At 69.8% G+C, this 13,232-nt stretch carries 11 protein-coding genes and 1 riboswitch; of the genes, 8 read left to right on the forward strand and 3 right to left on the reverse strand.

From position 1 onward, the window contains the following. The first annotated feature begins 315 nt into the window (after nucleotides 1-315). Both ACIRB1_RS15845 and ACIRB1_RS15850 read left to right on the forward strand, forming a co-directional pair. Nucleotides 316-1,359 carry a cellulase family glycosylhydrolase gene (locus ACIRB1_RS15845; protein ID WP_352181559.1) on the forward strand — a complete coding sequence of 348 codons (1,044 nt, stop codon included), beginning with the start codon at nucleotides 316-318 and terminating at the stop codon, nucleotides 1,357-1,359. A 219-nt stretch (nucleotides 1,360-1,578) separates the two neighbouring features. Further along, entirely contained in the window at nucleotides 1,579-2,019 is a 441-nt protein-coding gene (locus ACIRB1_RS15850) for a VOC family protein (RefSeq protein WP_352181558.1), read from the forward strand. Nucleotides 2,020-2,073: 54 nt separating this feature from the next. On the opposite strand, the gene ACIRB1_RS15855 is transcribed toward ACIRB1_RS15850, so the two are convergent. Both ACIRB1_RS15855 and ACIRB1_RS15860 read right to left on the reverse strand, forming a co-directional pair. After that, complete coding sequence (locus ACIRB1_RS15855) at nucleotides 2,074-3,003, reverse strand: oxygenase MpaB family protein (RefSeq protein WP_403465935.1); 930 nt, start codon at nucleotides 3,001-3,003, stop codon at nucleotides 2,074-2,076. A gap of 30 nt (nucleotides 3,004-3,033) precedes the next feature. Further along, complete coding sequence (locus ACIRB1_RS15860; RefSeq protein ID WP_352181556.1) at nucleotides 3,034-3,471, reverse strand: hypothetical protein; 438 nt, start codon at nucleotides 3,469-3,471, stop codon at nucleotides 3,034-3,036. A 478-nt stretch (nucleotides 3,472-3,949) separates the two neighbouring features. On the opposite strand from ACIRB1_RS15860, the gene ACIRB1_RS15865 reads away from it, so the two are divergent. The 4 genes from ACIRB1_RS15865 (at nucleotide 3,950) to ACIRB1_RS15880 (ending at nucleotide 7,879) form a co-directional block, all read left to right on the forward strand. Then, entirely contained in the window at nucleotides 3,950-4,153 is a 204-nt protein-coding gene (locus ACIRB1_RS15865; protein ID WP_352181555.1) for a cold-shock protein, read from the forward strand. Between the two features lie 180 nt (nucleotides 4,154-4,333). Next, entirely contained in the window at nucleotides 4,334-5,896 is a 1,563-nt protein-coding gene (locus tag ACIRB1_RS15870; RefSeq protein ID WP_403465936.1) for a DEAD/DEAH box helicase, read from the forward strand. 64 nt (nucleotides 5,897-5,960) lie between these two features. Continuing rightward, nucleotides 5,961-6,275, forward strand: coding sequence for an SCO5918 family protein (locus ACIRB1_RS15875; protein WP_352181553.1), 315 nt, complete (start codon nucleotides 5,961-5,963; stop codon nucleotides 6,273-6,275). 158 nt (nucleotides 6,276-6,433) lie between these two features. Further along, nucleotides 6,434-7,879 carry a glyceraldehyde-3-phosphate dehydrogenase gene (locus tag ACIRB1_RS15880; protein ID WP_403465937.1) on the forward strand — a complete coding sequence of 482 codons (1,446 nt, stop codon included), beginning with the start codon at nucleotides 6,434-6,436 and terminating at the stop codon, nucleotides 7,877-7,879. Between the two features lie 81 nt (nucleotides 7,880-7,960). Here the strand turns inward: ACIRB1_RS15880 and ACIRB1_RS15885 are convergent, their stop codons facing one another. Next, a complete protein-coding gene (locus ACIRB1_RS15885; RefSeq protein ID WP_403466213.1) occupies nucleotides 7,961-10,078 on the reverse strand; it encodes a DUF1996 domain-containing protein in 2,118 nt (705 codons plus the stop codon). Nucleotides 10,079-10,414: 336 nt separating this feature from the next. Then, a riboswitch (cyclic di-AMP (ydaO/yuaA leader) is annotated at nucleotides 10,415-10,588 on the forward strand. Nucleotides 10,589-10,596: 8 nt separating this feature from the next. Between ACIRB1_RS15885 and ACIRB1_RS15890 the strand changes: the two genes are divergently transcribed. Together ACIRB1_RS15890 and ACIRB1_RS15895 are read left to right on the forward strand one after the other, a co-directional pair. Beyond that, complete coding sequence (locus tag ACIRB1_RS15890; RefSeq protein ID WP_403465938.1) at nucleotides 10,597-12,567, forward strand: NlpC/P60 family protein; 1,971 nt, start codon at nucleotides 10,597-10,599, stop codon at nucleotides 12,565-12,567. Nucleotides 12,568-12,770: 203 nt separating this feature from the next. Next, a complete protein-coding gene (locus ACIRB1_RS15895; RefSeq protein WP_403465939.1) occupies nucleotides 12,771-13,232 on the forward strand; it encodes a hypothetical protein in 462 nt (153 codons plus the stop codon).

Raw genomic sequence — 13,232 nt, forward strand, 5'->3', positions numbered from 1 at the left:
CGGATGCCACGATTCCGGCGCCGCCATGTTTGCGTAAACATCTCAACGGACCCCCTCGGCCTGGGGATTGGCCGAGGATTCCGGCGCAGGATGTTTACGCAAACATCGCGTCGCGGCCGGTGGAGGAAGGGAGACGAAAGGGTCCCGGCGAGCAGGGGCTCACCGTGCCCGTACTCCCCCAACACCACTAAGCCCACCGGGACTTGGGACGACGAGCCGACGTCATCCGTCCCGCCCGGTAGCTGTTCCGACGGCCGCTCAGCCGCGCGCAGGCCTCGCCATGCGCGGAGTCGCCATTCCTGAAAGGGCAAGTCGATGCGCACCAACCCCGCCAGAACCCGCCTGCGAGCCACCTTCGTGGCCGTCGCGATCGCCGCGGTCACCGGCGCCACCCTGGCCGGCAGCCCCGCCTCCGCCGCGCCGAGCACCAACACGTCCCAGTTCAAGGGCGTCAACTGGGCCGACCCGCGCGACAACTACGCCGACGACCCGGTCGTCCTGTCCGGCCTGTCGCTCTCCGACAGCTACGCGCAGACGTACGCCAAGGCGACCCGGGTGATCGCGGCGTTCCGCGCCAACCTCGGCGCCAACACGGTGCGGCTGCCCATCAACCCGTACACGGTGAACGGCAGTTACTGGAAGTCGTACCGCGGAGTGATCGACGCGGCGACGGCACAGGGGTTCAAGGTCATCGTCTCCTACTGGGAGGGGACGGGCGCCAACAAGGACGGCTTCATCGACGACCCCGCCACGTACTGGCCCATGTGGAACACCGTCGTCAAGGCCTACCAGCACAACCAGCGCGTCTACTTCGAGCCGATGAACGAGCCCCACGGCTACACCGACGCCGAGTGGGCCGACCTCGCCGCCAAGTGGCTGGACACCTACCGCTCGGTGCCCCGCGACCGCGTCTTCGTCAGCGGCGCCGGCTACAACGACCATGTCACCACGGTCTGCGCCGACCCGCGCCTGAAGGGCACGTACCTCTCCCTCCACCACTACGGCTTCTGGAAGGACTACGCGACCTACGACCAGTGGGTGAGCGACCTCAAGGAACGCCTCGGCACCTGCGCGAACCGCACGGTGGCCGACGAGTTCGGCGCCCCGATGACCACGGGCCTGAACTACGACGTCCCGACGCCCGCCGACAACTCGGTCAACTTCATCCAGGCCGACACCGACACGTTCCGCGAGCTCGGCATGGGGTCCGTGTACTGGCCCGGCCTGCGCACCGACGACACGTACTCGATCCAGAAGCTCATCGGCGACGCGGCCCGCCCGTGGCTCGCCACGACCAACCAGTCCGGGGCGGACCGGCTGGCGTGGGCGTGGGGGCGCGGCAAGCCCGTGAAGTCCTGAACCAGCGCCCTGAGCCCCTGACTTGATCCGCTGCCCTGATCCGTGTCTCCCCCCAGGTGGAGGCACGGATCAGGGCGCATCGGGCACGGAAGGTTTCCTGATGCGGATCGCGTGCCGGCACCCGAGAATGTCGAGAACGTGCCGCCGGCTCCGTCCCAGGGACATCAGCGGCCACCACCGGCCGCGCGAGAACACTCACGGGATGAAGGAGCAACCGCCATGGCGATTCAGCGGATGGACAACGTAGGCATCGTCGTCGACGACATGGAAGCCGCCATCGCGTTCTTCCTGGAACTCGGAATGGAACTGGAGGGCAGGGGGGAGGTCCAGGGCGCCTTCGCCGACCAGTGCACCGGACTCGACGGCGTCCACTGCGACATCGCGATGATGCGGACCCCGGACGGCCACGGCAAGCTGGAGCTGGCGAAGTACCGCAGCCCCGAGGTGATCGACGACGGACAGCGCAACCGGCCGCACAACATCCTGGGCACACACCGCGTCATGTTCGCCGTCGACGACATCAAGGACACCGTCGCCCGCCTGCGCCCGCACGGCGCCGAACTCGTCGGTGAGATCGCCCGGTTCGAGGACATCTACCTGCTCTGCTACGTCCGCGGCCCGGAGGGCATCATCGTCGGCCTTGCCGAGCAGCTGAGTTGAGAGAAGCGGGAGCCCGAACCCGACGTCCTCACCTGACCCGGCCGCCACCGCGCCCTACACATCCGGCGCGTAGTGCTTCCCCTCCCCCCGCCGCTCCTCAGGCGGCAGATTCCGCCTCGGCGTGTGGACCGGTCCTACGACGACACCGCGCGCCCGCTCCCAACCGGCCCTGGCCCGCGGGTGGTAGCGCCGCTCGAACGGCACGAGGTGCCAGCAGAGTGCGACGCTACGGCCCAGCAGCCACAGCCCGACCGCGCTCCGCCGTGACCAGCGGTAGCCCAACCTGGCGCGCACCGGGGGCGGATACATCCCGACGGTGAGCCACACGAAGGGCCGGGTCAGCGGACCCCGGATCACCCGCCACACCATGTCCGGCAGCCACTTCAGGAAAGGTGGCCTGCTGATACGGCGGATGTCGAGCACGGCGCGTGCCGCCCGGTTGTCCTCCAGGGTGTCGGCGCACATCCGCTCGAAGTACGCGGTGAATCCAGCCCAGTCGGCCGGAGCGGGCCGGTCGCTGACGCCGTAGAGCTGGTACCACTGAAGGCTCTCGGCGTAGAACTGCTCCTTCTGTTCCTGTGTCAGCGGCCGGCCGAAGTACCGGCAGACGAGCACCGGCACGATGACGAAGGTCGCGTGCGCCCAGAAGAAGGTGTCCGGGTCGAGGGCGTGATAGCGCCGCCCCTTGCTGTCGACGCCCTTGATGCCGACGTGGTAGTCGCGCACCTCGCGGGCGGTGCGGGCCGCGTCCGGGCCGTCGTAGATCACTCCGGCGATCGGGTAGAGCGAGCGCAGGAGCCGTTCCCAGCGCTCCTCGAAGAAGTGGGAGTGTTCCTCGACCCCGGCGCCGAGGGCGGGGTGCATGTTCTGCATCGAACCGGCCCAGAGGCCGATCAGCATGCCCCGCCAGTCGCTGAAGTACCGCCAGGCCAGTGACGACGGCCCGAGCGGCTCGGGGGTCGACGGGTCGCCGGAGGTGGTCAAGAGCCGCTCCTGACTGCCGAGTTGGGGTTCTTACAGGGCCCACCAGCAGTACAGCCGCCGGTTCTGCGCTGTGGCCCGCTTGGCCAGGCCGGACAATCGGTGGAGCGTTTGCGACGTCTCGGTGGGCGTGAATCCCAGTTCTTCCGCCGCGGCGAACGGCCCTGCGGCCAGGTCCAGCCGCTCATCGGACGCCGTGGCCAGGGCGTCCCGGAGTGTGTCGGAGACGCTGACGACAAAGGCCGCCTCGGCCTCGGGGTCCGACAGGAGCTGCCCGGAGCGGGGGCGGGCGCGTGCCTCGTCGTAGGTGCAGTCGGTGAGGATGCCTTCGAGTCGCGCCATCACGACCACCGGGTCGATGTCCTTGAGGGGCAGCACGTCGAACACCGAGGGGTCGGGCCCGCCCGGTGCGTCGAGGACACCTACGGCGGCCTCGTCACTCACGGCCGAGAAGTACTCGCACATCACCATGGCGTAGAGCGTGCCCTATACCGCCGCCCGACGGCGACCGTCGTGAGGCGCGGGCGGCCGGAGAGAGGTTCGACACGTTGGTGGAGGATCTGACTCCGCTGTCGCCGGGGGCGTACACCCGGATGCGCCGGGGCCGGCGGCCCACCGATTCGCATGTGAGCCTGCTGACGAGGGACGCGGCACCGGCGACGAAGGCTGTCCGGGACTGGATCGACACGCTCGCGCCGTCCCGTACGAAACCTAATATCTACGTCGGCGACATGAGAAATGAAATTAACGACCGCACACGTCCGATCGCGCCGTGCTACTATTGATCTCAGTTGCAGTTGTGGTTGCCAAACCCTTCAGGTGCCTGCACCGCCCTCCAGGACGGTGGAGCATTTTTTTGTGTGTCCGGTTCTTTCCGGCGGGGTGATCATCACGGCGACACGGAGTCCGCACAGTGCGGGCACCGGTGACCGCCCCGAAGGAGAACAAAATGGCCAGTGGCACCGTGAAGTGGTTCAACTCGGAAAAGGGTTTCGGCTTCATCGAGCAGGACGGTGGCGGCGCTGACGTCTTCGCCCACTACTCGAACATCGCCGCCCAGGGCTTCCGCGAGCTGCAGGAGGGTCAGAAGGTGACCTTCGACATCGCGCAGGGCCAGAAGGGCCCGACGGCCGAGAACATCACCCCTGCGTAACAACGACGTTTACTTCGCAGCTGGGGCCCGCACCTTGGGGTGCGGGCCCCAGCTCGCTGCATTTCCCATGCTGTCGGCGATATTCCGCCGAAGCCACCGGCTCGTTCTTGCGATTCTCTGCGCCGTTCATTCACCGCGGGAATTCCTTGATACGTGCCATATCAAGGAAGGTTCCACATTTTGAACCGCGCACGTACGAATGACCGTTTCTCGCGAAAGCGCAATGGGAATCCGGAATCCGGAAAGAGCGGCGGCTACCGCTCGGCGGCCCCGTCCGGCAACCGTTCCGGCGCGCCGCGCCGCTCCAGGAGCGGTGGAGGCCGACCGGCCGCCCTCCAGGGCGAGTTCGCGCCGCCGAAGACGATCACCCCCGGCCTGCCCGCCGTGGAGTCCTTCGCCGAACTCGACATGCCCGCCAAGCTGTTGGCCGCGCTCGGTCACGAGGGCGTCTCCGTCCCGTTCCCGATCCAGGCCACGACGCTCCCCAACTCCCTCGCCGGCCGCGACGTGCTCGGCCGCGGCCGTACGGGCTCCGGCAAGACCCTCGCGTTCGGCCTGGCGATGCTGGCCCGTACGGCGGGCCGCCGCGCCGAGCCGCGTCAGCCGCTCGCGCTCGTCCTCGTCCCGACCCGTGAGCTGGCCCAGCAGGTCACCGACGCGCTGACCCCGTACGCCCGCGCCGTGAGCGTGCGGATGACCACGGTCGTCGGCGGTATGTCCATCGGCCGTCAGGCCGGGGCGCTGCGCGGTGGCGCGGAGGTCGTGGTCGCGACGCCGGGACGGCTCAAGGACCTGATCGAGCGCGGCGACTGCCGCCTGGACAGCGTCTCCATCACCGTCCTCGACGAGGCCGACCAGATGGCCGACATGGGCTTCATGCCGCAGGTCACCGCGCTGCTCGACCAGGTGCAGGCGGGCGGCCAGCGGATGCTGTTCTCGGCCACCCTGGACCGCAACGTGGACCTTCTGGTCCGCCGCTACCTGACCGACCCCGTCGTCCACTCCGTCGACCCCTCCGCGGGCGCGGTCACCACGATGGAGCACCACGTCCTGCACGTGCACGGCACGGACAAGCAGAAGGCGACCACCGAGATCGCGGCGCGCGAGGGCCGGGTCATCATGTTCCTGGACACCAAGCACGCGGTGGACCGGCTGGTGAAGCACCTGCTGAACAGCGGTGTCCGCGCGGCCGGTCTGCACGGCGGCAAGTCCCAGCCGCAGCGCACCCGCACGCTCGCCCAGTTCAAGGACGGGCATGTGACGGCGCTCGTGGCGACCAACGTCGCGGCGCGCGGCATCCACGTCGACAACCTCGACCTGGTCGTCAACGTCGACCCGCCCACCGACCCCAAGGACTATCTGCACCGCGGCGGCCGTACGGCCCGTGCGGGCGAGTCCGGCAGCGTCGTCACGCTGGTCACCCCCGACCAGCGCCGTGACATGACCCGTCTGATGGTCGCGGCCGGTATCACCCCGGAGGTCACCTCCGTGCGGTCGGGCGAGGAGGAGCTGACCCGGATCACGGGCGCTCAGGCCCCGTCCGGTGTCCCGGTCGTCATCACCGCGCCGGTCGTGGAGCGCGAGCGCACCCGTCGCCCGTCCTCCTCGTCGTCCCGGGGCCGTCGTGGCCGTCCGGCCGGCGAGGGCCGGTCCGCCGCCGGTGGTGCGGCTCGGCGCAGCGGCGGCGGCAGCGGAAGCAGCAGCCGGGGGCAGCGACGGTCGTCCTTCGGCCCCGCGGCGTGAGGACCAACTCGGCGCCTCCGGGCGCGCGTTCGGCCCCCGATTCCCCTTCTCTCTGTGAGGCAACATGCGCTGTGTCATCGCCCGGTATCCCTTCGACCTCACCAAGATGGGTGTCCTGGAGACGATGAAGGGCATCAAGCCCGAGCTGATCACGGGTGAGTCCGTGACCATCGGGCGGCGCCGCTACCCCGTCAAGCAGGTGGGGCAGGTCATCACCCGGCAGGACCCGCGTGACTTCAACAGCGGCGAGGTCGTCCGGGCCATGACCCGGCTCGGCTTCACCTGCCACGGTCTGCCCGAGGCGGCGCCCGTGCAGGCGCTGACGCCGTTCGAGAACGCGTCGGCCCTGCTGGGCAGCGGCGCGCCCCAGGACGTGTAGCAGCGACACCAGTACAACCGTGAGGGCCCTGCCGACGCGCGTCGGCAGGGCCCTCACGGCGTTCCGGGCCCTTCTACGGGCCGGGCGGCACCCCTGCTGAACGGGCAGATGAACAGCGGGTTAGCATATGAGCGCCGCCTAGCTCGAAAGAGAAACCTGTGCCTGTCAACGAGGACTCGTTCACCAACTGGAAGACCCGTGAGGAGATCGCGGAGTCGATGATCCCGATGATCGGGAAGCTGCACCGCGAGCGGGACGTCACGGTCCTGCTGCACAGCCGCTCCCTGGTCAACAAGTCGGTGGTCAGCATCCTCAAGACCCACCGGTTCGCCCGCCAGATCGACGGCGAGGAACTCTCCGTCACCGAGACCCTCCCCTACCTGCGGACGCTCACCACACTCGACCTGGGCCCCTCGCAGATCGACATCGGCATGCTCGCCGCGACCCACCGGGCCGACGATCGCGGCCTGTCCGCCGAGGAGTTCACCGCCGAGGCCGTCGCCGGCGCCACGGGCGCCCACAAGATCGAGCGCCGCGAGGGCCGCGACGTCGTCCTCTACGGCTTCGGCCGCATCGGCCGTCTGGTCGCCCGCCTGCTCATCGAGAAGTCCGGCTCGGGCAACGGTCTGCGGCTGCGCGCCATCGTCGTACGGCGGGGTGGAGACCAGGACATCGTCAAGCGCGCCTCGCTGCTGCGCCGCGACTCGATCCACGGCCAGTTCCAGGGCACGATCACCGTCGACGAGGCGAACAGCACGATCGTCGCCAACGGCAACGCGATCAAGGTGATCTACGCGGGCGATCCGTCCGAGGTCGACTACACCGCGTACGGCATCAAGGACGCCATCCTCATCGACAACACCGGCAAGTGGCGTGACCGGCAAGGACTTTCGCAGCATCTGCGGCCCGGCATCGACAAGGTCGTGCTGACCGCGCCCGGCAAGGACGACGTCCCGAACATCGTGCACGGCGTCAACCACGACACCATCAAGCCGGACGAGCGGATCCTGTCCTGCGCGTCCTGCACCACCAACGCGATCGTGCCGCCGCTGAAGGCGATGGCCGACGAGTACGGTGTGCTGCGCGGCCATGTGGAGACCGTCCACTCGTTCACCAACGACCAGAACCTGCTGGACAATTACCACAAGGCCGACCGCCGCGGCCGTTCCGCGCCGCTGAACATGGTGATCACCGAGACCGGTGCCGCCTCCGCCGTCGCCAAGGCGCTCCCCGACCTCAAGGCGCCGATCACCGGCAGCTCGATCCGGGTGCCGGTGCCGGACGTCTCGATCGCGATCCTCAGCCTGCGCCTGGGCCGTGAGACCACCCGCGCCGAGGTGCTCGACTATCTGCGTGACGTCTCGCTGACGTCCCCGCTGAAGCGGCAGATCGACTTCACCACCGCCCCCGACGCGGTGTCGAGCGACTTCATGGGCTCGCGCCACGCCTCGATCATCGACGCGGGCGCCACCAAGGTCGACGGCGACAACGCGATCCTCTACCTCTGGTATGACAACGAGTTCGGCTACTCCTGCCAGGTCGTCCGGGTCGTCCAGCACGTCACCGGGGTCGAGTACCCGACGTTCCCCGCACCGGCCGTCTGATCCCGACGCGTTGAACGCACTACGGCCCGGCCACCCAAGTGAGGGTGACCGGGCCGTAGTTGATCACAGCCGTACGTGGTGTCAGCGGGAGCTGCGCTTGCTCCGGTAGAGCACCACGAACCCGGCGACGAGCAGCAGCGCGCCGGCCGCGGCGGGCCACAGGTTGGCGCCGGTCTCGGCGAGACCGCCCTGCGCCTGCGGCTCGTTCGGGCTCACGGCGGCGTAGCTCTCACCGCCGGAACTCGCGGCGGGCGGCGTCGTCTCCGCGGTGCCGACCTCACCACCGGACCCGGCGTTGTCGTCCGAACCACCCTGGGCCGGCGTCGACTTGGAGCCTTCGGTCTTCGTGTCGGCCTTGGGTACCGAGACGGCGGTCGTCAGCGATCCCGGGTCCGTGGTCTGGACCTCGGTGGGCTGGTCGTCGGGCGCGCTGGTGGCGGGGGCCACGGTGCCCTGGCCGCCGTTGTCGCCCTTTCCGCCGTTGCCACCGTTTCCGGCGTTGCCGCCGTTGTCACCACCGCCGGCGTTCCCGCCGTTGCCGCCGTTCCCCGTGGGCTCGTCGGACGCGGTGGCGCCGGCCGTCGGCTGGGCGCTGTCGGTGGCCGTCGGGGACTCCTGCGGTTCACCGGAACCCGAGCCGCCGCCATTACCGGAGCCGCCACCGTTGCCGGAGCCGCCGCCGTTGCCCGAACCGCCACCCGAGCCGGAGCCGCCGCCCGAGCCGCCGGGGTCGTTGTCCGTCCCCGCGCCGCACTTCTCGCCGTTGTTGATGCAGTTGACCATGTCCTTCATCAGGCCCTCGTCGAAGACGTTGATGAAGTCGCCGTGGTCGGTGACGGGCTTGTGCTGCTGCTCGGGGAAGGAGTCCACCGCGAACAGCGGAGTCGTCTTCCCGCCGTCCTGGAGGCTCGGCGCCTGCACGTCGTAGACGATCCGCTGGACCAGTTGCGGGATGGCCTCGAAGCCGTCGGGGCAGGTGCCGTCGGCGGCCTCGAAGGCCACGTGGGTGCGGTGGTTGGCGCTGTCGATGTTGCGGCCGTCCCAGCAGCTCTGGAACTTGAAGGTGCGCACCACGTCACTGCCGGACGGGCACAGCGGGTACTTGTCCTTGAGCTGCCGGTCCTCGAAACCGGTGCAGCTCCAGGAGGCGTTGGCGTTGGCCGGGCCGTTCACGAAGGCCTTGGCGTCGCCGGTGATGATGCGCAGGAGGCGCGGCATCGCGACGACCTTGCTCTTCGGGTTGCCCACGAACGTCAGCGTGGCCGCCTTCGCCGTGACGATCTGGCCGGAGTTGCCCTCAGTGCCGCCGCCGGGCTTGTCGGCGTCCCGCTCCTGCTTGCCGTTCTGGAGCCGCAGCACGGGCCAGTAGTACGTGGACTTGTCGCCCGGGTTCTCGCAGCTCGTGTTCGCCTTCGCCAGGTCGTCGTCGCTGGCGAACGCGTTGTTGGACTGGTTGCCGACGTAGTCGTGGAAGTGGTGGGCGCCGTTGCTCACTCCGGGGGCGACGATCACGTTGTCGGAGTTGAACAGGCCGTTCTCGTTCACCCCGCAGGCGGTGACGAACGTGCCGCGGGAGGCGTCGGCCTGGTCCTGTGCGGCGTTCACGTTGGGCTGTACGGAGGTGATGTCCGCGTAGTCCGAGGCGACGGGTCCGTTCGTGGACTGCTGGTTGCCCTGCTGGTCCTGGCCGCCCTGGCCGCCGGCGCTGCCGGTGGGGTCGCCGCTGCCGTCGCTGCTGCCCTTGCCGTCGCCGCTCTGGCCGTCGGACCCGTTCGTGGGCGCGATCAGCGTGCAGCCGGCGAGCGCGTCGAGTCCCTCCGGGCGGTCGCCGACGCGCGCGATGGCGTCGTTGATCCGGCCGATCGTCGCGGCGCGCTTCTCCTTCAACGGATTCATGATCGCGTTGTCGGCGAAGGAGGCGTCCTGGCGTATGGACTCGGTGGAGTCCTTGAGTTTCTGGTAGGCCTCGGTTATCTGCTGGTCCAGAAGCGCGAGTTGGTTGTCGACCTCCGTCTTCGCCGCGTCGGGCACGGTCGTCAACTGGGTCCCGATGTCCGGGCAGTCGATCGTCGCGCCGCCCGATGCCGCATCGGGAGACCCTTGCTGGGTGGTGTCACCGCCCCAGCCTTCGGACGCCGACGCGTAGACGTTCGCCGCCACCAGTCCTCCGCCGCCCAGCATCAGGGCGACTGCTGCCATCGTCGCGCGTCGTGCGCCCGTGGGGCGTCTGCGCGTGTTGCGTGCCAAGGAAGTTGCTCCTACGCGTATCGGTCGGCCCGGCTCGTCCCGGCATGGAAATCCCTCGCACCCATACGGAGCCGAGGCCCAGTGTGTTCAACCGTCCCAAAAATTCATAGCGATCTCTTAGGAAGCTCTCGGCACGGTGGCCCCCAAGCGCCCTCGCCAGTCTCAGGACGAGGTAAAGGTCACAAATACGTATCGGACATATCGCGCTTCAACCTTCACACGAGGCACACACGTTGGCTAGGTTGACGCCCAGGCCGTACGACCTACACCGGCGATCAGCGCCGGGCCGCGCGGCTCGCGTCGAATCCGGTGCGTCGCTCGCGACAGCCGGAGCCGGGGACCCAACCGACTTGGGGTGAATCGGCCCAACTGCCCATCGGGGCAAGGGTCGTAGGGCACACCTTCCGTGATCGACCGCCCGAACCCGACAGCTAACCCGGTAGGCGCGTTACGGAAGGAGCACGTCTGCCATGCCGGCAGAACGAAGTAAGCGCACCGGAGGCAGTGGCCCCACCGTGGACGACCGACCCAGCCGTGATGAAGTCCAGCGGCGGATCAACTCCCTGTATGACAGGGCCGAGACAGCCACCGGGAACTACAACGCCACCCGTGCGATGTCCGGGGGCCCGCGCAAGCGTGTCGAACCCCGGTCCGGCGCTTCGCGTCCTTCCGATCCCACCCTCGACGCCGTCACCCGGCGGTTGTTCGACCGGGCGCGGGCCCAACTCGGCCCGACCGTACCGGCGGTCCTGCCGCCCAGCAGGACTTCGGCCGGTCCGGCGGCGGCACGTTCCGAGCGGCGCCTCGACGGCGAGGGCAGCGGGCGGGCGCTCGAAGCGCAGCCCGGCCTCGCCGTCGCCGAGCTGACCGCGGGGGCGTCCGTACCGGACATCACCAGCCAGCAACTCGGGGCACCCGTCGCGGAGTTGACCGCCCGACCGGTCGCCGAGCTGCTGCCCGCCGCGCCGCAGGCTCCGCAAGCGCGGGCGCCGCAGGTGCAGGCGCCGCAGGCACCGCGCGCTTCTCAGCAGCCGCAGCCGACCGTGCTCGACCTGCCGCCCGTGCCCGCCGTCGAGATGGCACCGGCGCCTTTCGCGCAGCCACAGCAGTTCACCCCGGCATTCGCCCCGGCACCGGCCTTCGACCCGCTCACCGCGGACCTCGATCTGCTCCCGTCCATCGCCGCACCGCGCGCCGAACCGGCCCCGGCGCGGGCCACCTGGCCGCCGGCCGAGTCCAACTGGCCCACTCCGGAGACGACTTGGTCGACCGGGCAGACCGCGGTGATCCCCGAGCAGCAGACGTGGTCGACCGGCCAGACGCCGATCGTGGCCGCCCCGGAGACCCCCTGGTCCAGCGGTCAGATGCCGATGGTGCCCGAGCAGCAGACCTGGTCCACGGGCCAGCTGCCCGCCATGCCCCAGCAGCAGATCTGGTCAAGCGGCGAGATGCCGGTCGTGTCCCAGCAACAAGCCGCGTCCACCGGGCAGACACCGGTCGCGGCCCAGCAACAGGCCACATCCACCGGTCAGTTCCCGGTCGTGCCCGAGCAACAGCCGTGGGCCACCGGCCAGATGCCCGTCGTGGCCGCGCAGGAGCCGACGTGGTCGACCGGGCAGACACCCGTGATCCCCGAGCAGCAGACGTGGTCCACCGGCCAGACGCCCATCGTGGCCGCCCCGGAGACCCCCTGGTCCACCGGTCAGACACCCATGGCGCCCGAGCAACAGGCCTGGCCCACCGGTCAGATGCCCGCCATGCCCGCCATGCCCGAGCAACAGCTCTGGTCCAGCGCCCAGTTGCCCCTGATACCCGGGCAGCCGTCCGCGCACCCCGCGCCGCAGCAGGACTGGCGACCGCCGCAGCAGGAGTGGCAGCCGATCCCGCCGGCCGCCGAGGTGTCCTTCGCCGCGGCGCCCCTCCTCACCCCCGAGGTCTCCTTCGCCGCGGCCCCGCTCCTCGCCCCCGAGGTCACCGCGGCAGCCGCGCCGGCCATGGCCCCGGAGATCATTCTCCCGGCGGCCCCGGCCATGAGCCCGACGGTCGCCGCGCCCGTCCCCGTCGCACCGGACGCGGGCACCCAGAGCAAGACCGCCACCGCGCTCGCCTTCGCCCGCGCCCAGATCGGCAGGCCCTGCCTGTGGGGCGCGGCGGGACCGGACGCGTACGACTGCTCCAGCCTCACCCAGGCCGCCTGGAAGGCCGCGGGCGTCCACCTTCCGCGCACCGCCCAGGAACAGTCGAGCGCCGGCACCCTCGTCCCGCTCACCGACATCCGCCCCGGTGACCTGCTGTTCTTCCACGACAGCGTCGACCACGTCGGCCTGTACACCGGAAACGGCCTGATGATCCACGCGCCCAGCCCGGGTACGCCGATCCGCGAGGAGTCGATCTTCTACGCCGGTCCGGCCGCCATCCGGGGCGCCGTACGGCCCGCCTGATCCGCCCGGGGCCGGGTGTTCCCGGCCCCGACCGCACCCGCCCCGCCACTCTCACCCGGGCGTGTCGTTGGTCCGTACGAGTGGTGGAACCACCGACACGGTCGTAGCGTCAACAGGGAGACGAGATCGTGTGCCTCGACAGGCGGGTCCACCGCCGGTACGAGTACGGGGCGACGCGGACGAACAGGCGGCCGGGAGCGGACATGTACAAACACACCATGGTCGGAGTCGTCACGCTGTGTGCCGCCGCCCTGCTGGCGCCGGCCGTCGGCAGCTCGGCCGCGGCTTCGGTGCGCACGGAACCGGTGGCCGCCCACCGGCAGTCCCAGGGCCCCGTCCTCGTCGACTGCCTGTGGCACCCCGAGGTGCGCCCCACCGACTTCACGCTCGCGTGCGGGGACGGCAACAGCCGCCTCACGTCGCTGCACTGGACGTCCTGGAACGACACCTCCGCGACGGCCACGGGCGTCAACATGGTGAACGACTGCGTCCCCTACTGCGCGGCGGGCACGTTCCACTCGTACCCGGTCGTCGTCCGTCTCGACACCCCGCAGACCTGGAAGCGGCACCCCCGGGTGCAGCAGTACGGTCAGATCAGCCTGACGTACACCGCGGCGCGGCCGGACAAGTTCGCGCACGTCGTGACCTACCCCCTGTGGAACTGA

Source organism: Streptomyces sp. NPDC096013 (assembly GCF_044763565.1).
GTDB lineage: Bacteria > Actinomycetota > Actinomycetes > Streptomycetales > Streptomycetaceae > Streptomyces.